Source organism: Pseudohongiella sp., from assembly GCF_040877505.1.
Classification (GTDB): Bacteria; Pseudomonadota; Gammaproteobacteria; order Pseudomonadales; family Pseudohongiellaceae; genus Pseudohongiella.
The window spans coordinates 141,884-166,954 of sequence record NZ_JBBDNQ010000045.1; the positions used below are offsets into that span (position 1 = coordinate 141,884).

Below are 25,071 nucleotides of genomic sequence, written 5' to 3' on the forward strand. Positions count from 1 at the left end.
GGTTAAATCCTGTTGATTTCACAATGCAACCTGAACTGCTTGGATGTGATGAACGCTTCCACGTTTTGCAGTCGTTTTTCTGCGCCGCGTAAGGCATGACTGCATGAATCGATATCAGGACGGTTGTCCGGCTCGTCAGTATCGTCAATGGTCTGGCCCTGGTCGCCGCCTTGCTGGCCGGCACGCTGCCTTGTTACTTTACGAACTTTAGGCTCCTTGTCAAGCACGATCCAGAAAATGACATAGGCCCATACCGTAACGGCGCCCAGGATGAACAGTGACAGGAAGGTGACTGTTCTGACGATAAATGTACTGATACCCAGGTAATCTGCGATACCGGCGCATACGCCAGCCACCCGGGCATTGCGGCGGCTGCGATACAAAGGTTTTCTCAGATCGAAGCGCGGACTGGATGTTTCAGCGTCAGAAGCCTCGGGATCGGGCTCCGGCGGCACAGCCTGCTCAGTCTTTCGGCTTTTGTATGAGGCGCCACCCATGGCCGCCTTGATGCGCGCCGGTCGCTCTTCATCGTCCAGCAGCCAGTACATGACAAAGTACACGATGATCAGGAACGGTGATGCCAGACAGGCGACGCAGTAGATGACCCGGACCAGTGCCGATGGTACCTCCAGGTAGCGGGCAAAACCGGCACACACACCCAGTACTTTGCGGTTCTCCCGGTCCAGTGTCAGCGGCGCGCGGGGCCTGCGATAAACAGTGTCGTCTTCAGCGTTGCTGTTCATGTTGCTCCCTCCAGCCTGGCACTTCGGCGTCCAGTATCGATTCCAGCGTATCAATCCGTTGATTCATGCTGTTGGCCAGTTCGCTGAGTTGGCTCAGATTGTAGGCCTGTTCCGCCGCAGGGAGCTTCTTTTCTTTGCGGCGGTACAGCAAGGCAACCCAGATCGTCACGAACGTGCCGCCGACGGCGACCAACGCGATGATAAATTCGAAGAATTCCATGGGCCTTGTCCTTTGTTATTTGTTGAGTTTGGCTTTGATGCTCGCCAGTTCCTGATCGATTTTTTCCTGATTGGCCAGTTCCTCGAACTCATCCTGGAGGCCGCGCTGTTTGATGTTCAGGCTGTCTACCTGGCCTTCCATCTGGTCGATCTTGCGCTCGTAATACTCAAATTTGTTCATCGCATTGTCAATACTGTAACTGTGCAACTTCTGATTGACGTTGACGCGTGACTGAGCAGCGGTTGTGCGCATCAGCAGTGTCTTCTGGCGAGCGCGGGCATCGGTCAGTTTGGCCTGCAGCTGTTCAATCTCATGACTGAGCTTGTTCAGCGTCTCGTCCAGCTTGGCCAGTTCGTCTTCCAGCATCTGGATAGTGGTCAATACGCCGGATTTTTCGATCAATGCGGCTCGCGCCAGATCTTCACGTTCCTTCTTAAGAGCCAGCTCGGCTTTTTCTTCCCAGTCGGCAGCCTGTCGGCCCAGTTGTTCGATGCGACGGCCAACGGTCTTTTTCTCAGCAATGACCTTGGCGGTGCTGCTGCGAACTTCAACCAGAGTCTCCTCCATTTCCTGAATCATCATACGAATCATTTTTTCCGGATCTTCAGCCTTGTCCAGAATTGCGCTGATATTGGAGTTAATGATGTCGCTTAATCGTGAGAAGATACCCATGTTTATTACCTCAAAAATTGGCGTTAGGTGGATCGGGTCCAAGCAGAAGGAGCAGGAACTGTGCCAATAGTTTATTATTTATCTATGTTATTGAAAAATAACAATATAAAATTTGCTTTTGGTTTGCATGACTTTTGGCGCTTGGTTGTTTGAGTTAATAAGTGGTATTTTCCGCGACATATTGGTTTAGAGTCCAGCTGAGATACTTAACATGCCGTCTGATGTGTCACTTCCCCGTATGATAGGCGAGTCTGCCAGTTTTCTCGAGATGCAGGAGCATGTTTCTCAGGTAGCGCCGCTGAATAAACCCGTACTTATCGTGGGCGAACGGGGTACGGGCAAAGAACTTATTGCCTCGCGCCTGCATTACCTGTCGGCGCGCTGGCAGAACAATTTCCTGAAAATCAATTGTGCTGCGCTCAGTGATGCCTTGCTGGAGGCACAGTTGTTCGGGCACGAAGCCGGCGCCTTTACCGGTGCTACCGGGCAGCGAAAGGGGCTGTTTGAGCGTGCCGATGGCGGCACCCTGTTCCTGGATGAGTTGGCCAATACCGCCATGCCCGTACAGGAGAAGATTCTGCGTGTCATCGAGTACGGCGAGTTCGAACGACTGGGCGGCAACCAGACATTGAAAGTTGATGTGCGCCTGGTGGCTGCCACCAATGAGGACCTGCCCGCGCTGGGGCGTGCCGGTAAATTTCGTGAGGACCTGATCGACCGTCTGGCATTTGATGTGGTGACACTGCCGCCGCTGCGCGTGCGAAAAGAGGATATCCTGGTGCTGGCCGAACATTTTGCCATCAGTATGGTAAAGGAGATGGGCGAGGATTTTTTTGCCGGCTTTTCGGAATTGGTGCAGCGTCAGTTGCTGAGCTACAGCTGGCCGGGAAATATCCGTGAGCTGAAAAATGTGATTGAACGGGCGGTTTATCAGCATCCCAATAAAACCGTGACCCGGCTGGTATTCAACCCGTTTGAATCCCCTTACCGGCCGTCGGTATCACCCGTCCGGGATGGTGTTCCGGCATCACCGGCGGCCGGTGAGCAGGCGGATAACGGTGCAGCAGCGAGCGGTGAAACGGTAGCTGCGGAAAAAGCATCGGTCGACTGGGATGGCCAGGCGCTGGATTTCCGTCAACACATACAGGACTACGAAACCGACCTGTTGCGCAAGGCGCTGGAGCATTGTCAGTTTAATCAGCGTAAAACCGCCACCCATCTGAATCTGAGTTATCACCAGTTGCGAGGGTACCTGCGCAAATATGACCTGTTGTCCTGACCTGATGTCAGAGCCAGCTTTGTCGATGGAATAGGATCATTATGGAATTGCAGTTTCCGCCCATCAATTACCTTTATCTTGTCGCCTGCCTGATGGCCTGCGCGCTGGCTGTGTTCAGCATCGGTCAGGCGCATACCCGCAGTGGCAAGTTGTGGGTGATGGTCATGGTGAGTTTTGCGCTCTGGACCTTTGGCGAGTTGGTCGCCAACATGGGCACAACACTGGCCTGGCAGTTGGGGTTTCAACGTCTGGTTTATCTGGGTGTTATCTTAGCCATCACCTCGTGGTTGTTGTTCGCTGTCTGTTTTGCCGGCTACGAACGCTGGTTAAGCAAGCGGCTTTTGCTGGTATTGCTGGTGGTGCCGATATGTTCGCTCACCATGATAATGACGCTGGATCAGCATCAGCTCCTGTACACCAGCGCCGCATTGATCGAGCGCAATGGTTATCTTTTGCTGGACCTGGACTATGGTGTCGGATTCTGGTTGCAGTTAATCGCCTGCAGCTACCTCTATACACTGACCGGTTCGTTTCTACTGCTCAATACCAGTATGCAACAGGCTCAGGTTTATCGCGGGCAGTCATTGCTGATCGGTATCGCCGCCCTGATGCCGGTGGTGCCCAATATGTTGTATGTGGCAGGCATTGATGTTGCCGGTGGTTTTGATCCGACATCCCTGTTTTTTGTGCTCAGCGCGATTCTGGTGACAATAGCCCGGCACCAGTACCATTTTATGTCGCTGACACCGGTGGCGCGCGACCTGGTGTTCGACAATATCAACATCGCGGTGGTTGTCGCCAACGAGAACCATCAGATATCTGATGTGAATCCGGCGTTTATGGCGATGACCGGTGAGACCCTGGCGGATCTGGAGGGGCTTCAGGTCGCGGACGTGCTGCTGAAGTATTTCAGCGGTGTGGATGTGTCGGTGATTGATACCGGTTGGCAGGGGCGGTTGACGGCGCGGGCCGGTGACCGTCAGTACGATGTGACCAGCATGCCGGTTCGCAGCGCTGGCCACAAAGAGATTGGTTACCTGGTTTTGCTTAATGATGTCACGCAGGTACAACGAGCACTGGATGAAATCACTCGCCTGATCGGGGATGCCGACAGCGAACGGGATGACGTGTGATGCCGCAACAGTCGGCTGCGGACGCAGTTTCTTCGTGTGCCAATTCCGGGTCGACAATACTGTCCGGTCTTGATCTGCCGCCGGTCCGGGTTGATGTCTGGCTGGTCCCGGCAGTGACGGAAGAATCTGATGTGGAACGGATTGCGGGTGCCTGGCTAAGTGTGGCGGAACGGGAGCGCCTGAATGGCCGTCGACTCGCGAAAGGCCGTGCCATGTTTTTGCTGACCCGCGCTGTGCTCCGGCGCTTGCTGTCAGCCTACCGGCCCGACATCGGACCGGCTGAGTGGCAGATCGGGCGAAGTGCTGAGGGCAGACCCTGTGTGCTGGGGCCGGTCTCCGCCCCCGCATTCAATTTGTCGCATACTGATGACATGCTGGTGCTGGTGTTTACCGCCAACGGGGAACCGGGTGTTGACATCGAATCGCTGGATCGGCAGCTTGATGCCATTGCTTTAGCGGAACGGTTTTTTTCCGGGGCGGAGTTCCAGGCATTGCAGGCACTGCCCCCGGTGCAGCGGCAGGATCGGTTCTTGCGTCTTTGGACCCTGAAAGAGGCCTGTGTCAAAGCCAATGGTCAGGGGCTGGCGCGGGCTCTGCGTGATTTTGAATTTGATTTTGAAGAAGGCCTGAGATTCTATCCCGCGCCGCAGGAGGCGCCTCCGCACCGCCATTGGCGACTGTGGTCAGCCACGCTGTCCGGGTTGCGTATCGCAGTAACCTGGCGCTGTGCAGAAAAGCCCTGCAGCAGTTCTGAGCTGAGGGTACGCCAATTGTCCTGGCCCGACCAGGTGAGCGCGCTGGACTGTACGCCGGAATATGATTGTGCGCTCTAGGTCTCTGGGTCGTCTGCCCGGAATTTATTGTTCGTCTATGTCCTGACTGTCGGTGCGCTCCTGCGCGCGCCACATACGCACGGTCTTGATCAGGTTGTCTTTGACCTGCATGATTTCAACATAATATTGACCAACCTGAATGCCGGTGGCCGACTCGGGAATCGTTTCCAGTGCTTCGACCAACAGGCCGTTGAGGGTTTTGGCATTCTCCGAGTCCAGATCCCAGTCCAGTGTGCGATTGATGTCGCGCAGGGTTGCAGTACCATCGATCAAAAAACTGCCATCGGTCTGCGGATGAATGTCGCGGCTGTTGTCGGCCATGTCAGTAGTGAACTCGCCGACTATTTCCTCAAGAATATCCTCCAGGGTAACAATGCCCTTGATAACGCCGTACTCGTCCACAACAAACGCCAGCCGTTTTCTGCTCGACTGAAAATTGAACAACTGTGTATGCAGTGGGGTGCTCTCGGGTATGAAATAAGGCTCATCCGCTTCTTTGAGAAAGTCTTCGCGCTCTATCTCAGTGCTGCGCAGGAATTTGCCCAGGCTGCGCATATGCAGCACGCCAACAATGTTATCGATTTCCTTCTGGTAGATGGGCATGCGGGTATGCTGACTGTTGCTGATGGTATCGAGAATGTCAGAGACATCATCATCAATGTTAATGCCGATAATCTCGCTGCGAGGTACCAGGATATCGTTGACCGTGACTTTTTCCAGATCCAGAATATTAAGCAGCATACCCTGGCCCTGTTTGGGAATCAGCTGGGCGGATTCATGCACCACCGTGCGTAACTCTTCCGGACTCAGTTGGTGGTCTGACGATGCTTCTGGTTTGATGCCCAGTGTCCTGATCAATACATGGGACACCCGGTTCGCCATCCACACCAGCGGGTAGAGGACTTTGAGCAAAACCAGCAACAGCAGGCTTGACGGATAAGCGATGCGCTCGGGGTGCAGCGCGGCAATGGTTTTGGGTGTGATTTCAGCAAAAATCAGAATCACCAGCGTCAGCACAATTGTGGTCAGCACCGTTTCCGGGTTGCCGAAGAGCTGAATGGCGATTGTGGTTGCGATAGAGGCGGACAGAAGATTGACAAAGTTATTGCCGATCAGAATCACGCCCAGCAGTTTGTCCGGAGCCTCCAGCAGTTTGCTGACCCGCAGGGCACCGGCGTGCTTCTGTCGCGCCAGGTGTTTGAGGCGATAGCGGTTCAGGCTCATCATGCTCGTTTCCGAGCTGGAGAAGTAGGCCGAGGCAATGACCAGAAAAATCAGCAGGCCGGTGAGGAATGGAACGGGCGACGATTCAGCGTCCATCAGGACGGTGACCTCCTTGGGTTAAGTTGAGATGTGTAGGTAAGCGTAGATTGTGGCCGTAACTATAAAATGAATTCCAGCACAAACTTGGAGCCGTAGAAACCCAGTAACAGGCAGATGAAGCCCGCCAGGGTGCCGCGAATGGCGGTGTTGCCACGCCAGCCCAGTTGGTGGCGCCCCCACAGCAGCACTGCAAATACCACCCAGGCCAGCAACGAAAAGAACATTTTGTGGGGCAGGCCCTGAGCGCCGAGGTCTTCTACAAATACAAAACCGGCGACAATGCCCAGGCTCAGCAGGCCCTGCGCAACCCAGATCAGCTCGAACAGCAAGCGCTCCATGTCCTGCAGCGGGGGGAAACGCTTGATGACGCTGGCGGCATGTCGATGGCGCAACTGGTAGTTCTGGAAAGCCAGAAATGCAGCCTGTACGGCGGCCAGTGTGAACAGACTGTATGCCACTATGGAGAGCAGAATATGGCTGGCAATGCCGGCACCAATCGCCTGCGGCGGGTAGGTGCTGTCGATCAGCAGAGACAGAACGATGACCAGCGCTGCGAACGGAAATACGCCAACAATCAGGTTCCCCAATGGCCGCCGCGCGCTGCTGGTGATGGCAAACAGTGCTATGACAGCAAAAATCAGGGTGCTGATTTCGATAATGCCAAAGTGATAACCATCGCTGCGCGCAATAAGCGTCCAGGCACTGGCAGTATGAGCGATGACTGCCGCAAGACCGGTTACCAGTACCCGGCCTTGAAGTCTGGAGCGCGCGGTTCTGGCTTTGATCGCCTGTCCCTGGAACATGAGGCTGATAAGGTAAAGCGCGACGGCAACTAATCCTGACAGCGTCGTAATTGGCATGAGTTCTCTGTATGGCTCCACGTGGTGTGCGTTGACGCGCAAAGTGTCGCACAACTGGTGCATGCGTTGAAGTGTTTTTTCCGCTACCGCCCGTGGCCCTGCCAGTGAGCTGGCTATTGTAGCTGCCCGCCATCAGGGTGATAATAGCGGGCTTTACAGTTGCCAACCGGTTTGTTGTTTTGCAGACCGTGATTACCTGGGGGCATATCACAGATGTTTGATAGCTTAACCGAACGCCTTTCCGGGGCGCTCCGCAAGATCAGCGGCAAAGCCACCCTGACCGAAAACAACATTGAAGAAGCGTTGCGTGAGGTACGCCGTGCCTTGCTCGAGGCCGATGTGGCATTGCCCGTGGTCAAGGACTTTACCGAGCGGGTCAAACTGCGTGCGGTTGGCCAGGAAGTGTCCCAGAGCCTCAGCCCCGGGCAGGCCTTTATCAAGATCGTGCAGGCCGAACTGGAAGCGGTCATGGGGTCGGCCAATGAAGAGCTGAACCTCAGTGCGCAGCCGCCTGCCGTGGTGCTGATGGCCGGCCTGCAGGGCGCGGGTAAAACCACAACGGTCGCCAAACTGGCGCGCTGGCTCAAGGAGTCGCGTAAAAAGTCAGTCATGGTGGTCAGTGCTGACGTTTATCGCCCGGCTGCCATCAAGCAGCTGGAGACGCTGGCCAGCGATGTGGGCGTTAAATTCTTTGCCTCGGATGTGTCACAGAAACCGCAGGACATCGTGCAGGCAGCGGTAAAGGAAGCGCGCAAGAGTTTTGTTGATGTGCTGCTGGTGGATACCGCCGGTCGCCTGGCGGTTGATGCCGAGATGATGGCGGAAATCGGTGATCTGCACCGCTTGCTGAACCCGATTGAGACCCTGTTCGTGGTGGATGCCATGACGGGTCAGGACGCTGCCACCACTGCACGCGCCTTTAATGATGCTCTGCCACTGACCGGTGTGGTGCTGACCAAGGCCGATGGTGATGCACGTGGTGGTGCGGCCCTGTCGGTGCGTCATATAACCGGCAAGCCCATCAAATTTATCGGTATGGGTGAAAAAACCGATGCCCTGGAGCCATTCTACCCTGACCGGATTGCCTCGCGCATCCTGGGCATGGGCGACCTGCTGTCGCTGATTGAAGAGGCCGAGCGCAAGGTCGACAAGGACAAGGCAGCCAGACTGGCAGGCAAGTTTCAGAAGGGTAAAGGGTTTGACCTGGAAGACTTCCGTGAACAGTTGCAGCAGATGAAAAGCATGGGCGGCATGGCCAGCATTATGGACAAGATGCCTGGCATGGGCGCGTTACCGCCCGGTGCGGCAGCCAAAGTCAATGACGGCCAGTTCGGGCGCATGGAAGCCATTATAAACTCCATGACCCCGCGTGAACGGCGCAATCCCGATATGCTCAATGGCTCGCGCAAACGGCGCATATGTCAGGGGTCGGGGACACAGATTCAGGACCTGAATCGTCTGATGAAGCAGCATAAACAAATGCAGAAGATGATGAAGAAAATGAAAGGCGGCGGCATGGCCAATATGATGCGCGGATTGGGCGGTATGCGTGGGCAGGGTGGGTTTCCCGGTGCCGGAGGGCCGCCCCGGTTCTGATGCTGGCGACCAGGCAAGTGTGATGGTCAAAGCCGGACGCGGGACCGGAAGCGCAGAATCGATGGTCTTTCAGTAAAAATACTGCAAACATTCCTTCCCACAAGCGGTCATTTCGCTTAGAATACCGCACTTTTTCCGGCACTGTGTCGGGAATACTCTATTTTTGTACGAAGCTAACATTAGGAAATGTAGTCTATGGTCACAATCAGACTGGCTCGCGGCGGCGCCAAGAAAAAGCCTTTTTACCACATCACGGTTACTGATTCGCGTAATGCACGTGACGGTCGTTTCATTGAGCGCGTAGGGTTTTTTAACCCGACAGCTCGTGGGGCTGAAGAGCGCCTGCGTATCGATCTGGATCGCATTGGTTACTGGTCTGGTCAGGGTGCACAGCCCAGTGAGCGCGTTGCCAAGCTGATCAGTGAAGCAGCCCAGGCTGCCAGCACTCAGGCCTGATCGACGGTTTCGATAAGAGTCGAGAGGCGGTGGCCTTGAACAAGTCAGGCATCCGGCTGGGTCGTGTGGCGTCGCCTTTTGGCGTTAAAGGCTGGGTAAAACTGGTTTCTTTTACGCAGCCCAGAGAAAACATATTCAGTTACAAGCGCTTTTTCGCCATACGCGACGGCGAAGAAGTTGAACTGGAACTGGATGCCGGCAAACCCCAGGGTAAAGGTCTGATCGCCCATTTTATCGGGTTTGATACGCCCGAGGCTGTGCGAGAACTGACCGGTCTGGAGTTGAGCGTGACCCCGGATGCGCTGCCGGACCTGGACGGTGATGATTATTACTGGCATCAGTTGATCGGCCTGCAGGTAGTCAACCAGAACGGTACTGTGCTGGGTCGGGTGGAAAGCCTGTTTGAGACCGGTGCCAACGATGTCATGGTGGTAGCGCCTGATACCGGCAGTGTGGACGACGAGCAACGTCTCATCCCCTGGCTGCCGGCGCGGGTGGTGATCAAGGTAGATCTGGCAGCTGACCAAATCGTGGTCGACTGGGAAGCAGATTACCTTGTGTAAAGTAAAGGAAAGTAAAGGAAATTGATTGACCAGCACGGAGACGCGCACATGCAGGTTGGCATTGTCACGCTGTTTCCGGAAATGTTTACGGCGGTTACGCAGTATGGTGTAACCGGTCGGGCCTGTCGTAACGGTCTGATGCAGGTGTCGTGTCACAGTCCTCGTGACTTCGCGACAGACCGGCATCGTACCGTGGACGACAAGCCTTTTGGTGGCGGTGCCGGCATGTTGATGAAAACCGGCCCGCTGTGTGCGGCGATAGCACAGGCAAGAGCCTGGCAGTCGGCCGCACCCACGGTGATTTACCTGTCCCCGCAAGGGCGCAGACTGGATCAGACCGGGGTGACAGAGCTGGCCGCGCGAACCAATCTGGTACTGGTGTGTGGCCGTTATCAGGGCATTGACGAGCGCGTGCTGCAGACTGAGATTGATGAGGAGTGGTCAGTTGGAGACTACGTCCTCAGTGGCGGTGAATTGCCCGCCATGGTGATGCTGGATGCGATTATCCGGTACCAGCCCGGCGCGTTGGGACATGAGGATTCGGCAGGACTGGACTCTTTTGCCCCACTGGCGCAAGGGCCGGGAGAACAAGGCATTGGTTTGCTGGATTGTCCGCGTTTTACGCGTCCGCAGGAGTTTGCGGGCTTGCCGGTACCGCAGGTACTGGTTGGCGGCAACCACGAACAGATCAGGCGCTGGCAGTTAAAGCAGCGACTGGGCAGGACATGGTTGAAACGGCCTGACATGATCGAGCAACAGCAACTTGATCAGGAACAGCAGGCTTTGTTGAATGAATTTATCAGTGAATACGGTACCTCAGCTGACTGATTGACCGCGAAACGCGGCGTGAAGCAGGCTTGAGGGGTATCAATAACCGGGAGTACGGCAATGAGCAACAGCAAAATTATCGAGATGATTGAAAACGAGCAGATGAACAAGGAGATGCCGGCGTTCTCACCGGGTGATACCGTTGTTGTTCAGGTCAAGATCAAAGAAGGTGATCGTGAGCGTCTGCAGGCCTATGAAGGTGTTGTTATTGCTGTTCGCAAGCGCGGCCTGAACTCAGCATTCACGGTTCGTAAAATTTCTCACGGCGTTGGTGTTGAGCGTACCTTCCAGACCTACAGCCCGCTGATCGACAGTGTGACTCTGAAGCGTCGTGGTGATGTGCGACAGGCCAAACTGTACTACCTGCGTGAGCGTTCAGGTCGTTCTGCCCGTATCGCCGAGAAGCTGGACAAGAAAGTCAGCTGATTTGCCGACGATCGCGGTCAGTTCATGACCATGATCGGGGCGATACCAGAGCAGTACAAAAAAAGGGGAGCTTAGCGCCCCTTTTTTTTTGCCAACGCGTGGCCACAAAAGGGTCCGGAAGTTTATTGTCGGTGACCGGTCATGGTAAAGTCTTGGTATCTTCACAGCTAACATACACGCATAGCGGAGTAACACAGGTATGACCATAATTTCGGCCCGGCGTATGCTGTCTCAATTTGCATTGGTTCTGAGCATCGCTGTTACCGGAGGCGCGCAGGCACAGGGCGACTGGGAAACCAGCCTGCGCGAGACCATCAATGAGAGTCTGGGCGCAGCCTCACAGGGCCAGTTGCGTGTGGAGCGTGTCACTGAAACGCCGATGGCGAATGTGGTTGAGGTTATTCTCAGTTCCGGTGAGATTCTGTTCAGCGACAAAAGCGGCCGCTTCATGATTGCCGGTGAAATGTACATGACCCAGCCGCAAGGCCTGGTCAACCTGACAGCGGAAACCCGCAAAGGCCAGGTGAGGGACCTGCTTGCCGGTGTGCCCGAGGATCAGATGGTGATTTTTGCGCCCGACGGTGAGACCCGGGCCACCATCAGCGTGTTCACCGATGTAGACTGCACCTACTGTCGCCGGCTGCATCATGATGTCGAGGCCATCAATGCCAACGGTATCCGCGTGCGCTACCTGGCGTATCCGCGAGGCGGGCTGGAGTCGACAGCCTATCCCAAGATGATTTCCGTGTGGTGTTCTGACGATCGCAATCGCGCTATCACGCAAGCCAAAAACGGTCAGAACCTGCCCGAGCGTGATTGTCAGAACCCGGTCCTGAACCACCATAGCCTGGGTAACCGCATCGGCATTACCGGTACACCGGCCATCGTGCTGCCCGACGGAACGGTAATCCCTGGTTACATGGACGTGGATCGCCTGACAGCGACGGTCCTCGGACAGTAACGGCCGGGCCAATAACGACCGGGACATCAGCGTCCGGCATTCTAATAAATTAAAAATTCACCGTACATGAACGTGTGCGGGGTACAGCCAGTGAGAGGGACATGTGAGCCAGGATCGTAGCAAACAGACTTTGCGTATTGGTATTTGTGGATTGGGTACTGTCGGTGGCGGCACCTATCATTTGTTGAACAGCAAGAAGGCAGAGATTACCCGCCGTGTCGGCATGGATCTGACGATCGTCCACGTGGCGACCCGTCATCCGGCAGCCGAACTGGCGAAAAGTGGCATCCGGGTCAGTACCAATGTATTTGACGTTGCCAATGACCCCGAAGTCGATATTCTGGTAGAGCTGATTGGCGGCTACGAGCCGGCACTGGAACTGGTGCTGCTGGCCATTGAGAACGGTAAACAGGTTGTCACTGCCAACAAGGCCCTGATTGCGGTGCATGGCAATACCATCTTCGAAGCCGCCCGCAAAAAAGGTGTTGTGGTGTCTTACGAGAGCGCGGTGGCCGGTGGTATCCCCATCATCAAAGCATTGCGTGAAGGCCTGGCGGCCAACTCAATACAGTGGCTGGCCGGTATCATCAATGGCACCAGCAACTACATCCTGACTGAAATGGGTGAGCACAAACGTGATTTCCCGGAGGTGCTCAAAGAGGCACAACAACTGGGTTACGCAGAGGCCGATCCAACCTTTGATGTCGAGGGCATTGATGCGGCGCACAAACTTGCCATCTTGGCCTCCAATGCCTTCGGTATCCCCTTGCAGTTTGAGCAGGTATTTACTGAAGGCATCAGCCACATCACGACTGCCGACATCGAGTATGCCGAGGAATTGGGCTACCGCATTAAACATCTGGGCATCACCCGCGTCACTGAAACCGGCATTGAGCTTCGTGTTCACCCGACGCTGATCTCCGAGCAGGTTCTGCTTGCCAGTGTTAACGGCGTGATGAATGCCGTCGTGGTGAAAGGCGATTCAGCGGGCAGCACGCTATACTACGGCGCGGGCGCCGGTGCCGAAGCTACGGCTTCGTCTGTGGTGGCTGACATTATTGATATCGCGCGCGCCGGCCGTGATGAAAGTCAGGGCGCCAGCATTCCGCCACTGGCCTTTACTGCCTTGCGCAGTGACTTGAAGATTCTTGATATCACCGAAATCGAATCCGAGTATTATCTGCGAATTTCTGCTCGCGACCGCGTCGGTGTGTTCGCAAAAATATCCCAGGTGTTGACCAATTACGGCATTAATATTGAGGCGGTCATTCAAAAAGAGCCGCACGGCAGCGATTTCGAAAAAGGCATTGTGCCAGTCGTGTTGCTGACCAGTCGAATCAATGAAGCAACAATGGATGTGGCGCTCGCCGTGCTTGAAGGGCTGGACGAGATAGACGGAAAAATCATGCGCATACGCGTGGAACAGTTCGATGGCGAGCATGGTTGAGGTCGGACAATGAAATACATCAGTACACGCGGTAAAGCGCCGGCCTGCAACTTTGAGCAGGTGCTGTTGACCGGACTGGCGCCCGATGGAGGCCTTTATGTGCCGGAATCGCTGCCGCAGTTTTCCTCAGCACAAATAGCTTCCTGGGCCGGTTTGCCCTATGACCAGTTGGCATTCAAAATTATACAGCCATTTATTGACGGTGAAATTCCGGATGATGTTCTGCAGCGCATCATCACCGAAAGTTACCAGGGTTTTACTCACAAAGCAGTGGCGCCATTGCGTCAGCTCGATGCCAATGAATGGGTGCTGGAGTTGTACTGTGGTCCAACGCTGGCGTTCAAGGATTTCGCTTTGCAACTGCTGGGTCGGTTGTTGGACTATGTACTGACCCGCGACAACAAGAAGGTTGCAGTACTGGGCGCTACTTCCGGTGATACCGGGTCAGCGGCGCTGGAAGGCTGTCGGCACTGTGCGAATATTGATCTGTTTATTCTGCATCCGTACAAACGGGTGTCAGATGTGCAACGCCGTCAAATGACAACCATCCCTGGCGACAATGTGCACAATATTGCTGTACGCGGTAATTTCGATGATTGTCAGCGCATCGTCAAGGCGGCCTTTGGCGACCAGTCCTTCCTGCCTTCCGATCGCCAACTGGTGGCAGTCAACTCGATCAACTGGGCCAGAATCATGGCGCAGATTGTGTATTATTTTTATGCCTCTCTGAACCTGGGTGGACCGCTGCGGCCGGTTTCGTTTTCGGTGCCAACCGGAAACTTTGGTGATATCTATGCGGGTTACCTGGCGCGCTCAATGGGACTGCCCGTGAAGCAATTGGTGATTGCCACCAATCGCAACGATATCCTGCATCGTCTGATCAGTGACAATGAGTATTCTCTGGGTGAGCTCGAACACACATTGTCGCCGAGCATGGATATCATGGTATCGAGCAACTTCGAGCGTTATCTGTTCGACCTGTTTGACCGAGATGCCGATGCGGTCACCGCCTTTGTTACCGGACTGGACAAAAAGCCGCAAAGCCTCAAGCCGGAACAGTGGCAGCGTGCCCGCGAGCTGTTCAGCAGCCTGGGCGTCGATGACGAAACCACCTGCAGGGTGATCGCCGGAGTCTTCGCTGACAGCGGGTTTCTGATCGACCCGCATACCGCCATTGGTGTTCACGCCGCACGCCAGTGCAACAAGGACCGTAGCGTGCCGATGATTACGCTGGCAACAGCACACCCGGTGAAGTTTGCGGACGCTGTTGAAAAAGCCGGCCTGGAATACCCAGCCTTGCCTGAACATTTGCAGGATCTGATGGAGCGCGAAGAACGCTACGATGTGCTGGATAACGATATTAATGCCGTGACCGGTTTCATGCAGTCACAACTGTGATCCACCTGGTACCTCAGGCAAGGTTTAACCGATGCTGATAGAGCGACGCCCGACTCCTTCTGATGCTGCACTCACGGCATTGATGGGACCGGGTGCTGCGGCTGATCCCTTGCTGGCCCGGATCTTTGCCAGTCGCAACATCAGTGATCCCGCGCAGCTGACACTGACGCCGGCCGGGCTCCTGCCCCCGTCCAGTCTGAAGGGCATGGATGAGGCCACACAGCTTTTGTGGCAGATACTGCAGCAACAGGGTCGTATTCTGGTGGTGTCAGATTTTGATGCCGACGGTGCCACCAGCTGCGCCGTGGTATTGCGGGCGCTGCGTCTGATGGGCTTCACCAACCTCGACTTTATCGTGCCCGACCGCTTTACTTACGGCTACGGGCTCAGCCCGGAAATAGTCCCGCTGGCCATAGCCCGTGAACCCCGTCTGATCATTACCGTGGACAATGGCATTTCCAGCCATGAAGGCGTCGCCATGGCGAAGGCTGCCGGTATTGCCGTGTTGATTACCGATCACCACCTGCCAGGGCAGACCCTGCCTGCTGCCGATGCCATTCTCAACCCCAACCAGCCCGGCTGTCCGTTTGCCAGCAAAGCCCTGGCCGGCGTCGGCGTGGTGTTTTACCTGATGCTGGGTTTGCGCGCTGTGCTGCGCGAAAAAAACTGGTTTGTTTCCCGATCCATACCCGAACCCCGACTGGCTGATTTGCTGGACCTGGTTGCGCTGGGCACGGTTGCCGATCTGGTACCGCTTGATCACAACAACCGGATTCTGGTCAGTGAGGGGCTGCGGCGCATACGGCAAGGCAGGGCCTGTCATGGCATTCTGGCTCTGCTGGTGCAGGGGCGCCGCGATTACCGGTCGCTGGTTGCTGCCGATCTGGGTTTTGCCGTGGGGCCACGATTGAATGCGGCCGGTCGCCTGGAAGACATGTCACTGGGCATTGCCTGCCTGCTCAGCGACGACCCAGCGTCGGCGCAGCAACTGGCAGCGCAGCTGGACCGGATCAATGATGAGCGCAAGCGTATCGAAGGCGATATGCGCGAGCAGGCCATGGTTGCGCTGAAGCTGATGCAGGAACAGCTGGCGGCGGAACAGGACATGCCTGCGGCGCTGTGTCTGTATGATGCCCAATGGCATCAGGGTGTGGTCGGTATACTGGCCTCACGGGTGAAAGAACAGTTCCACCGCCCGGTCGTTGTGTTCGCCGATGCCGACACCACAACAGAGGCCAATACCGAAATCAAAGGCTCTGCGCGTTCGGTGCCCGGTTTGCATATCCGGGATCTGCTGGACCAGATTGCGACGCAGAATCCAGGACTCATCAGCCGTTTTGGCGGTCATGCCATGGCGGCCGGGCTCAGTCTGGACAAGTCCCGGCTGGCTGAGTTCGAGGCGGCATTTGTTGCTGCCGCAGACATCCTGCTCGATGCTGAAGCCCTGCAGAAACGCATGCTGACCGATGGCGCCATAAATGAACAGCAGATGTGCCTGGGGACCGCGGAAATATTGCGCGAGTCCGGCCCCTGGGGCCAGGGGTTCCCAGAGCCCATGTTCGACGGCAAATTTGAGCTGGTCAGTCAGCGTGTGGTAGGCGAGAGGCATTTAAAAATGACTCTGATGCCCGAAGGCAGCCAGATATTGCTGGATGCGATTGCCTTCAATGTAGACACTGCAGTATGGCCGGATCCGGGCATCAGGCGGGTACAACTGGTGTACAAACTGGACGTAAATGAATTCAGAGGGCAGCGGCAGCTACAGTTGCTGGTCGAGCATTTGCAGCCCGCCACCTGACCCTATTGACAGTTTGTTACTTTTTATCACAATCAGGGCTGCCATCGGCGTGTGACAGGCGCTACAATCGGGCAACAACAATTTGATAATGTTAAAAAAATAATCACCTGTCCGGAGAGTTCACATGGTGCATACGTTTCAGTGGCTAGGCAATCTGTCAGATTCAGACGTACGACGGGTACGGCTCCTGGTCATGGCGTTTTTGCTGGTGTTAGTGGCTGCGTGGCCCGCGCTGAAGGCAACCGCGCAGGCGCAGGAAAGTGGCCTGAACGACAGCGGTGAGCCCCAGTATGTCGACGGTGTATATCAGGGTGACGAGATTGATGTCGAACTGATTGCTGAGTCACAGAACGTAGTCCCCGGTGAAACCTTGTGGACCGCCATTCGTCTGGACCCGACTGAAGGCTGGCATACTTACTCGAAGTGGCCCGGTGACAGCGGTGATGCAACCTTCATCCACAGCTGGGACTTGCCCGACGGTGCGCAGGCCGGCGATATTCACTGGCCAATCCCGACCTGGTTGCCGTTCCCCGGCAGTGACCTGGTCACTTTTTCCTATAAAGGTGAAGTGCTGCTGATGGTGCCCGTTGAGGTGCCTGCCGATTTCGCTGGCGATGAATTTGCGATGACCGCCCACGTCGAATGGCAGGTCTGTGACCTGATCTGCCTGATCGAAGATGCGGAAATCAGCCTGGCTGTGCCAGTGACACAGGGTGAGCTTCGCCCTGATCCACAATGGGCCGACCGGTTCGCAGCGACCCGTGACACGCTGCCCACTGACGAGCACACCATTGAAGGCCTGTTTGCCATGGCGGGTGACCGGGTCAGTTTTTCCTTCAACTCCAATAATCAGGCCTTTGCCGACGCTGAGGAAGTCTGGTTCTTCCCGGAGCAGCGCAGGGTGCTGGATCCGGGCCCGCTGCGCGATGTCAGCATCATGCCGGGCGTCGTGCAGATAACCCATGAGCAGCCGCGCCGGGTCCTCACTGATCTCGAACAGGTCGATGGTCTGCTGGCGGTGCAACACGCGGATGGTCAGGTCACTGGTTACAGTATCACTGCCGAAGTGGCTACCCCGGAAGGTCTGGCCGCAATAGCAGCAGTGGCCAGCGAACAGGCCGGTCCGGGCAACCTTGTGGGTGGTGAGCGCAGCCTGCTGACCATCATTGTATTTGCCATGCTGGGCGGTTTGATCCTGAACTTGATGCCCTGTGTGTTCCCGGTCTTGTCGTTGAAGGTACTGAATCTGACGGCCAAGGGCGGCGCCAGCAGCGCTCAGAAAAAAATGCATGGTCTGGCCTACACCGCCGGTATTGTCGTGACCTTCATGGCGCTGGCCTCAGTACTGCTGGTATTGCGGGCAGGCGGTGAGGCGGTGGGCTGGGCGTTCCAGCTGCAGTCACCCTGGTTTGTGGCGCTGCTGGTCTTCCTGTTCTTTGTCATGGGCCTGAGTCTGTCCGGTGTCTACGAGTTTGGTACGCGCCTGATGGGAGTCGGTGACAGTCTGACCACTTCAAAGGGTTACAAATCGTCGTTCTTTACCGGTGTGCTGGCGACGGTGGTTGCCAGTCCCTGCACGGCGCCGTTCATGGGCGCCGCGCTGGGCTTTGCGCTGGCACAGTCATGGCTGGTGGCGATGATCGTGTTTGCCTTCCTCGGCCTGGGCATGGCGTTGCCATTCCTGGCGCTGGCCTTTAGCCCGGCACTGATGAAGCACATGCCCAAGCCGGGCCCCTGGATGGTGACCTTCAAAGAGTTCATGGCGTTCCCGATGTACGCGGCGGCGTTGTGGTTGTTGTGGGTGCTGGGCGTGCAGGTTGGTGTCAATGGCATGGTGGCGGTCGCCTCGGCGGCACTGTTACTGGCGCTGGCGTTATGGTTAATGCAAAAAGGCAGTCACGCGTCTGATGGCTGGCGACGTGCCAATACCGTGGTGGGCCTGGTATTGATCGTAGTGGCGCTGTCAGTGCTCCGTATGCCATTGCTGGAACCGCGCATGGGCAACCCCGACTCAGGCGTGGACATGAGTGGCAACGACTATGAGGCCGATTTCGAACCGTTCGCTTCGGCTCGCGTGGAAGAACTGCGCAACATTGGCACCCCCGTACTGGTTAACATGACAGCAGCCTGGTGTATTACCTGCTTGGCCAACGAGCAGACCACCTTGAGCACGCAACGAGTGCAACAGGCCATGCGCGACAGTGGGATCACCTACATGAAGGGTGACTGGACCAACCAGGACCCGGAAATCAGTCGGGTGCTGGATGAGTTCGACCGGCCCAGCGTTCCGCTCTATATCCTGTATCCGGGTGATCCGTCGGCCGAACCGATGATTTTGCCGCAGTTATTGACACCCACTATCGTACTGGATGCCTTTGCCAGTTTATGATGTTGCGGCTATGGTTAGCCTGATGCTTGTCATTGTGCCAGGGAGCGCCGAATGGACGTCAAGCCGCAACGATCATTGATGAACTTTACCTTCAGCGCCGCGCTGGTGGCGTTGACCATCTACCTGCTGGTGGTGGGGCAGAACCTGTTTCTGCCCTTGGTAATCGCCATCGTATTCTGGTTCCTTATTAATGTGTTGGCCGCCAGCTTCGCCCGTATCAAAGTTAGGGGCTTCTACATACCGCGCCCTTTATGTTTCATAGCCTCCATTTTGATGTTTCTTGTCGCCGTGTCGGTTATCGTGCAGTTCATCAGCGGCAGCCTCAACGATCTGGGCAGTGTCGCCAGGGACTATGAAGCCAACCTCAGGGCGTACTGGCTCGCATTCCCGTTTGCTGACAGTCTGCCGGCTGGCGGCATGGCGCAAATGGTCACCGAATGGCTGGATATATCGGCGCTGATTACCGCCACCGCACTGACCTTTACCGGACTGGCGGCCGACGGTGTGCTGATCATCATTTATGTTGGTTTCCTGCTGTTGGAGCAGGGCAATTTTAACGCCAAGTTGTCCGCGCTGGTCGGCAACGAAGCGCGCGAGCGCAGCGTGCGGCGCATTATCAATCGGGTGCGTAAGGACGTGCAGAAGTACATCAGCATCAAGATGTTGACCAGTCTGCTGACCGGTGTGCTGAGTTATCTGGTGCTGCGAACACTGGGTGTTGACTTCCCCGAGGTCTGGGGAGTGCTGATTTTCCTGTTGAATTTCATTCCTACCGTGGGCTCCATCATAGCCACTATCTTCCCGGCCACGATTGCGCTGGCTCAGTCCAATGAAGGCATTGCGCTGTCACTGATCGTGCTGTTGTCCATTGGTGCCCTGCAGGTGTGTATTGGCAATATTCTGGAGCCCCGCTTGATGGGCACATCCCTGAACCTCAGTCCGGTGGTCATCCTGTTCAATCTGGCCTTGTGGGGTTATATCTGGGGTGTGGCGGGCATGTTTCTGTGCGTGCCGTTTCTGATTATCACCACCATAGTTTTATCGCATTTCCCGAAGACGCGCCCGATTGCTATCCTGTTGTCCAGTAACGGTAAAATAGATATTACCGAGGAATAACACGGTTCTGTAAATAAGCTGCTATAAGAGTATAATCTGCGGCCATATGTGGTCGTCTCAGGCTGTGGGCTTTCGCTCATGGCTGGTTTTCAGTGCGCTCAAGGCTGTTTGTTGCCAGCGCGCTCATGGCTGTCGACGATCCCGGTTATTGATCAATGAATTTGTTAACGGAAGCCCCGATGAAAAGTAATGATATACGCCAGACATTCCTTGACTACTTCAAGTCCCGTGGGCATGAAGTTGTCGACAGCAGCTCGCTGGTGCCAGGCAATGACCCTACCTTGCTGTTCACCAACGCGGGCATGGTCCAGTTCAAGGATTGTTTTCTGGGCGCCGATCAACGGGCATACAAACGCGCCGTCAGTTCGCAGCGCTGTGTGCGCGCTGGGGGCAAACACAATGACCTGGAGAATGTCGGCTATACGGCGCGTCACCACACATTTTTTGAGATGCTGGGTAATTTCAGTTTTGGCGATTACTTCAAGAACGATGCCATTGCCTTTGCCTGGGAGTTTCTGACCCGGGAACTGGGTCTGCCCAAGGACAAGCTCTGGGTCACTGTCTACAAAGACGATGATGAAGCCGCTGCCATCTGGATTAATGAAGTCGGTGTTGATCCCTCGCGTGTGGTCAGGCTGGGCGATGAATCCAATTTCTGGGCTATGGGTGACACCGGCCCATGTGGTCCATGCAGTGAGATATTCTACGATCACGGCCCTGATGTGGCAGGTGGCCCGCCGGGCAGCCCGGATGAAGATGGCGATCGTTATATCGAAATCTGGAACCTGGTATTCATGCAATTCGACCGGCAACCCAGTGGCGAACTGATTCCGCTGCCCCGGCCGTCGGTGGATACCGGCATGGGCCTGGAACGTCTGGCGGCAGTGCTTCAGCACGTGCACAGCAACTATGAAATTGATCTGTTCCAGAATCTGTTAAAAGCGGCCGGCGATGTCACCGGCATTACCGACACCGGCAATACTTCTCTGCGCGTGATCGCCGATCACATCCGCTCCTGCGCCTTTCTGGTACTTGATGGGGTGACCCCATCCAATGAAGGTCGCGGTTATGTCTTGCGCCGTATTGTCCGACGAGCAGTCCGACATGGTTACCAGTTGGGCGTCAAGGACGTGTTTTTCTATCGCCTGGTCGCCGCTCTGGTCAAGGAGATGGGCGCTGCCTATCCGGCGCTGAAAAAAGAACAGACGCGAGTTGAAAAAGTCCTGAAAGAAGAAGAGCAGCAGTTTGCCCGCACGCTGGAGAACGGCATGCAGATTCTGAATCAGGCGATTGCTCAACTGTCGGGTACGGTGTTGCCCGGTGATACCGTGTTCCGTCTGTACGACACCTACGGATTCCCGGTAGATCTTACCGCTGATGTGGCGCGTGAGCACGAACTGACACTGGACATGGACGGTTTCAACAAGGCGATGGAAGGGCAGCGTCAGCAGGCGCGTGCCGCCAGTCAGTTCAACGCAGTAGAAAAACTGAGTATTGACAGTGATACGGGTACCGAATTTGTCGGTTATGACAAACTGCTTGCCGAAGCCGATGTGTTGTCGATATATCAGAACGGAAAGTCGGTTAATGCCCTCATTGGTAATACCGAAGCGGTAATCCTGCTGAACACCAGTCCGTTTTACGGTGAGTCCGGTGGTCAGGTCGGCGATCGCGGGGTGCTGGAAATCCGGCAGGCAGACAAAGTTCTGGCACTGTTCCAGGTGTCCGATACGCAGAAGCAGGGCGAACATGTTTTGCACAAGGGTGTGCTGAAACAAGGCAGCATCAAGGTGGGCGACCGCCTGGCGGCCAGTGTTGAGGCGGAGAATCGTCATGCCATCATGCTCAATCACTCGGCAACGCATTTGCTGCATGCTGCGCTGCGTACGGTGCTGGGGGATCATGTCACCCAAAAAGGCTCGCTGGTTAATGCTGAGCGTCTGCGCTTTGATTTTTCGCACAGTGCGCCGATGAGCGATGATGAGGTGCGTCGTATCGAGATGCTGGTTAATGCCCAGATTCTGCAGAACCATGCGGTGCAAAAAGAAGTCATGTCTATTGACCAGGCCATGGAAAAAGGCGCCATGGCATTGTTTGGTGAGAAGTACGGTGATCAGGTACGTGTGGTCACCATGGGTGAGTTCTCTACCGAATTGTGTGGTGGCACGCATGTGCAGCGCACCGGCGATATCGGCCTTTTCAAACTGGTGGCAGAAACAGGCATTGCTGCCGGAGTTCGCCGAGTGGAAGCGCTTACCGGTATGGGCGCACTGACCTATGTCGAACGTGAAGAAGCCGTTTTGCGCCAGATCTGCGAAACACTCAAGACCGGTGCTGACGGCGCGGTTGACCGCGTTCAGCAACTGGTTGCCGGCAACCGTGCGCTGGAAAAGGAACTTGAGCAGCTGAAAGGCAAGCTGGCCAGTGCGGCCGGTAGCGATCTGGCGGCGGAAGCGGTAGAGATCAATGGTATCAAGCTGCTGGTCAAGCAAATGGACGGTTTCAACAGCAAGACCTTGCGCGACACGGTTGACCAGCTTAAAAACAAGCTGGGCAGCGCTGTGGTGGTACTGGCCAGTGTTGAAGGCGACAAAGTCAGTCTGGTTGCCGGTGTAACACAGGACCTGACCGCGAAGATCAAAGCCGGTGATGTGGTCAATATGGTGGCGCAACAGGTCGGTGGCAAAGGCGGGGGACGTCCGGATATGGCGATGGCCGGGGGCACTGAACCCGCGGGTCTGCCAGCGGCACTGAAGTCGGTGTCGGATTTTGTGACCAAGTTCACTTGACATTTTTTAATTCTGAACGGTTTCAGCTATTGCATTCGGCGGGCCGATTTTGTTTAATCACGCACTTTTCCAATAAACAGCAACTATGGCGTTCTTTGTTCAGAAGTTTGGTGGTACCTCGGTCGGCACGGTTGAGCGTATCGAGGCGGTGGCCGACAAGATAGTCGCCAGCCGCGCAGCCGGTCACGATATCGTTGTGGTGGTGTCGGCCATGAGTGGCGAGACTAACCGCCTGATTGCGCTGGCCGAACAAATTCAGACCCGGCCGACACCGCGAGAACTGGACGTCCTGGTGTCGACCGGCGAGCAGGTGACTATTGCTCTGCTGTGCATGGCCCTGCACAAACGGAATTGCCCGGCGCGATCATTTACCGGGTCTCAGGTCAGAATTCTGACCGACGAGTCGCACACTCGCGCGCGCATCCGCGAGATTGACTCCGAGCGTATCAAGGGTGAGCTCGCCAGCGGATCTGTCGTGGTCGTGGCCGGTTTCCAGGGCGTGGATGAAAACGGCAATATCACCACCTTGGGGCGCGGGGGTTCGGATACCTCGGCTGTGGCCCTGGCGGCGGCCCTGGCGGCAGATGAATGTCAGATCTATACCGATGTGAAAGGCGTATATACAACAGATCCCAGAGTGGTTGAAGACGCCCGGTTGTTACGAAGTATCACGTTTGAAGAGATGCTGGAGCTTGCCAGTCTTGGAGCGAAAGTACTACAAATACGGTCTGTTGAGTTTGCCGGCAAGTACAAAGTGCCGCTGCGGGTGCTGTCGAGTTTTGAAGATGATCCGGGAACACTGATCAGTCTGGAGGATGACATAGAAATGGAAGCACCGATTATCTCTGGTATTGCATTCACCCGCGATGAGGCCAAAGTCACTGTTTCCGGCGTGCCTGATGTGCCCGGTGTGGCGTATCAGGTGTTGGGCCCGGTCAGCGATGCTGGTATTGAGGTGGATGTCATCGTGCAGAACGTATCGGCCGATGGCACAACAGATATTACCTTTACCGTGAAACGTCAGGACAGCGAACAGACTCGAACCCTGGTGGCGGAAATCGCTGAACGAATTGGCGCGAAAAACGTGTCCTTCGACAAGAAAATCGCCAAGGTATCGCTGGTTGGAGTCGGTATGCGGTCACATGCCGGTATCGCCAGCAAGATGTTCAAGACGCTGGCTGATGAATCGATCAACATACAAATTATAACAACCTCCGAGATCAAGATTTCGGTGGTGATAGAGGAAAAATACCTGGAGCTGGCCGTGCGATCGCTGCACGCGGCATTCGGGCTTGGGGGTGACGCTGCGGCTTAGATGGCGCAGCGCTTTGAGGCGCCGGTCTGGCTCTGAGGTCAGGCCGACGCCAGGAAAGAACGGTGGTGATTTGTTTTGGGGCAAATGACTGCAAATGGTTCGTTTGCCGGTCTCTGGTAAGGAGGGTGACAAACGGTGTTTACAGTGCAGTGAAATAAAGCATTTCCGTGAATACTTTTCAGGCAGCGCGAAGACAGAGAGCTGATTCAGCTGAAAGGGATGTTACATGGATATCATGAATGGAAAAGGAGATACATCATGTTGATCTTGACTCGCCGAATTGGTGAAACCTTGATGGTTGGTGACGATGTCACTGTTACCGTGCTCGGTGTAAAGGGTAATCAGGTAAGAATCGGCGTCAATGCGCCCAAAGACGTTGCCGTGCATCGCGAAGAAATTTACCAGCGCATTCAGAAAGAGAAAGATGCTGCCAGTGGTGAAGCCAATGACAGTCGCAGCTCGGACACGGAATAAGTCCTGATTCAAGCGCAAAAGCTGCAGTGATACAAGCAATTGGAAATTCAAGTCTGAAAAACCTGTTTCAGCCCTGCCATTTTTTCCGAGTTGTGCTATGATTGCGCCCGATTTTGGAGAGATGGCCGAGTGGCTGAAGGCGCGCCCCTGCTAAGGGCGTATAGGTTAATCCCTATCGAGGGTTCGAATCCCTCTCTCTCCGCCATATTAAAGATCCCCACCCGTGTTCGTGGCACAACCAGCAAAAATGTATCCACGTTAAAACACGGAGAGGGATGCGAACCCGATCAGAGGGTCGACAGCTTGCGCAGCAAGCTGCAACGAGCGCGCCAGCGCGAAGCCCGACAGGGGAAAAACAGCCCTAAGCTGTTTTTCTTAATCCCTCTCTCCGCCATATTAAAGATCCCCACCCGTGTTCGTGGCACAACCAGCAAAAATGTATCCACGTTAAA

Annotated in this window: 22 protein-coding genes and 1 tRNA gene; 18 read left to right on the plus strand and 5 right to left on the minus strand. The window is 55.6% G+C overall.

Annotated features, from left to right (window positions below):
• Positions 1 to 2: 2 nt before the first annotated feature.
• From WD071_RS16595 to pspA, 3 genes are read right to left on the minus strand one after another with little or no spacing between them, the layout of a single operon-like run.
• The gene (locus tag WD071_RS16595; protein WP_368049519.1) at positions 3 to 743 is read right to left on the minus strand and encodes a PspC domain-containing protein; all 741 of its coding nucleotides are present in this window, start codon (positions 741 to 743) and stop codon (positions 3 to 5) included.
• Positions 727 to 963: an envelope stress response membrane protein PspB gene (gene pspB, locus WD071_RS16600; protein ID WP_368049520.1), complete on the minus strand. Its 237-nt coding sequence runs from the start codon at positions 961 to 963 to the stop codon at positions 727 to 729. Before pspB ends, WD071_RS16595 begins: the two co-directional genes overlap by 17 nt.
• Positions 964 to 978: 15 nt before the next feature.
• Complete coding sequence (pspA, locus tag WD071_RS16605) at positions 979 to 1,635, minus strand: phage shock protein PspA (protein ID WP_368049521.1); 657 nt, start codon at positions 1,633 to 1,635, stop codon at positions 979 to 981.
• A gap of 223 nt (positions 1,636 to 1,858) precedes the next feature.
• Here pspA and pspF point away from each other — a divergent pair, with 223 nt between their 5' ends.
• From pspF to WD071_RS16620, 3 genes are read left to right on the plus strand one after another with little or no spacing between them, the layout of a single operon-like run.
• Entirely contained in the window at positions 1,859 to 2,914 is a 1,056-nt protein-coding gene (gene pspF, locus WD071_RS16610; protein ID WP_368049522.1) for a phage shock protein operon transcriptional activator, read from the plus strand.
• Between the two features lie 41 nt (positions 2,915 to 2,955).
• Positions 2,956 to 4,047, plus strand: coding sequence for a histidine kinase N-terminal 7TM domain-containing protein (locus WD071_RS16615; RefSeq protein ID WP_368049523.1), 1,092 nt, complete (start codon positions 2,956 to 2,958; stop codon positions 4,045 to 4,047).
• Positions 4,047 to 4,880, plus strand: a complete 834-nt coding sequence (locus WD071_RS16620; protein ID WP_368049524.1) for a 4'-phosphopantetheinyl transferase superfamily protein — start codon at positions 4,047 to 4,049, stop codon at positions 4,878 to 4,880. Before WD071_RS16615 ends, WD071_RS16620 begins: the two co-directional genes overlap by 1 nt.
• A 24-nt stretch (positions 4,881 to 4,904) precedes the next feature.
• Here the strand turns inward: WD071_RS16620 and WD071_RS16625 are convergent, their stop codons facing one another.
• Together WD071_RS16625 and WD071_RS16630 are read right to left on the minus strand one after the other, a co-directional pair.
• Complete coding sequence (locus WD071_RS16625) at positions 4,905 to 6,200, minus strand: HlyC/CorC family transporter (protein WP_368049525.1); 1,296 nt, start codon at positions 6,198 to 6,200, stop codon at positions 4,905 to 4,907.
• A gap of 62 nt (positions 6,201 to 6,262) precedes the next feature.
• A complete protein-coding gene (locus WD071_RS16630; RefSeq protein ID WP_368049526.1) occupies positions 6,263 to 7,063 on the minus strand; it encodes an inner membrane protein YpjD in 801 nt (266 codons plus the stop codon).
• Positions 7,064 to 7,276: 213 nt separating this feature from the next.
• On the opposite strand from WD071_RS16630, the gene ffh reads away from it, so the two are divergent.
• From ffh to WD071_RS16705, 15 genes are all read left to right on the plus strand, one after another.
• A complete protein-coding gene (gene ffh / locus WD071_RS16635) occupies positions 7,277 to 8,659 on the plus strand; it encodes a signal recognition particle protein (RefSeq protein ID WP_368049527.1) in 1,383 nt (460 codons plus the stop codon).
• Positions 8,660 to 8,854: 195 nt separating this feature from the next.
• Entirely contained in the window at positions 8,855 to 9,115 is a 261-nt protein-coding gene (rpsP, locus tag WD071_RS16640) for a 30S ribosomal protein S16 (protein ID WP_368049528.1), read from the plus strand.
• Between the two features lie 35 nt (positions 9,116 to 9,150).
• Positions 9,151 to 9,678: a ribosome maturation factor RimM gene (gene rimM / locus WD071_RS16645; RefSeq protein WP_368049529.1), complete on the plus strand. Its 528-nt coding sequence runs from the start codon at positions 9,151 to 9,153 to the stop codon at positions 9,676 to 9,678.
• Between the two features lie 48 nt (positions 9,679 to 9,726).
• Positions 9,727 to 10,506: a tRNA (guanosine(37)-N1)-methyltransferase TrmD gene (gene trmD, locus WD071_RS16650; RefSeq protein ID WP_368049530.1), complete on the plus strand. Its 780-nt coding sequence runs from the start codon at positions 9,727 to 9,729 to the stop codon at positions 10,504 to 10,506.
• A gap of 60 nt (positions 10,507 to 10,566) precedes the next feature.
• Positions 10,567 to 10,932 (plus strand): 50S ribosomal protein L19, encoded by a 366-nt coding sequence (gene rplS / locus WD071_RS16655; protein ID WP_368049531.1) that lies wholly within the window; start codon positions 10,567 to 10,569, stop codon positions 10,930 to 10,932.
• Between the two features lie 199 nt (positions 10,933 to 11,131).
• Complete coding sequence (locus WD071_RS16660) at positions 11,132 to 11,893, plus strand: DsbC family protein (protein ID WP_368049532.1); 762 nt, start codon at positions 11,132 to 11,134, stop codon at positions 11,891 to 11,893.
• Between the two features lie 103 nt (positions 11,894 to 11,996).
• Positions 11,997 to 13,340, plus strand: a complete 1,344-nt coding sequence (locus WD071_RS16665) for a homoserine dehydrogenase (RefSeq protein ID WP_368049533.1) — start codon at positions 11,997 to 11,999, stop codon at positions 13,338 to 13,340.
• Positions 13,341 to 13,349: 9 nt separating this feature from the next.
• Positions 13,350 to 14,738, plus strand: a complete 1,389-nt coding sequence (thrC, locus tag WD071_RS16670) for a threonine synthase (protein WP_368049534.1) — start codon at positions 13,350 to 13,352, stop codon at positions 14,736 to 14,738.
• Positions 14,739 to 14,820: 82 nt separating this feature from the next.
• Positions 14,821 to 16,536, plus strand: a complete 1,716-nt coding sequence (gene recJ / locus WD071_RS16675) for a single-stranded-DNA-specific exonuclease RecJ (RefSeq protein WP_368049555.1) — start codon at positions 14,821 to 14,823, stop codon at positions 16,534 to 16,536.
• Positions 16,537 to 16,660: 124 nt separating this feature from the next.
• Positions 16,661 to 18,925 carry a protein-disulfide reductase DsbD family protein gene (locus tag WD071_RS16680; protein WP_368049535.1) on the plus strand — a complete coding sequence of 755 codons (2,265 nt, stop codon included), beginning with the start codon at positions 16,661 to 16,663 and terminating at the stop codon, positions 18,923 to 18,925.
• 51 nt (positions 18,926 to 18,976) lie between these two features.
• On the plus strand, positions 18,977 to 20,041 hold the full coding sequence (locus tag WD071_RS16685; RefSeq protein WP_368049536.1) for an AI-2E family transporter: 1,065 nt from the start codon (positions 18,977 to 18,979) through the stop codon (positions 20,039 to 20,041).
• Between the two features lie 179 nt (positions 20,042 to 20,220).
• Entirely contained in the window at positions 20,221 to 22,830 is a 2,610-nt protein-coding gene (alaS, locus tag WD071_RS16690; protein ID WP_368049537.1) for an alanine--tRNA ligase, read from the plus strand.
• Between the two features lie 85 nt (positions 22,831 to 22,915).
• Entirely contained in the window at positions 22,916 to 24,145 is a 1,230-nt protein-coding gene (locus WD071_RS16695; RefSeq protein WP_368049538.1) for an aspartate kinase, read from the plus strand.
• A 258-nt stretch (positions 24,146 to 24,403) separates the two neighbouring features.
• Positions 24,404 to 24,619 (plus strand): carbon storage regulator CsrA, encoded by a 216-nt coding sequence (csrA, locus tag WD071_RS16700; RefSeq protein ID WP_368049539.1) that lies wholly within the window; start codon positions 24,404 to 24,406, stop codon positions 24,617 to 24,619.
• Positions 24,620 to 24,734: 115 nt separating this feature from the next.
• A tRNA-Ser gene (locus WD071_RS16705) sits at positions 24,735 to 24,824 on the plus strand.
• Positions 24,825 to 25,071: the final 247 nt, after the last annotated feature.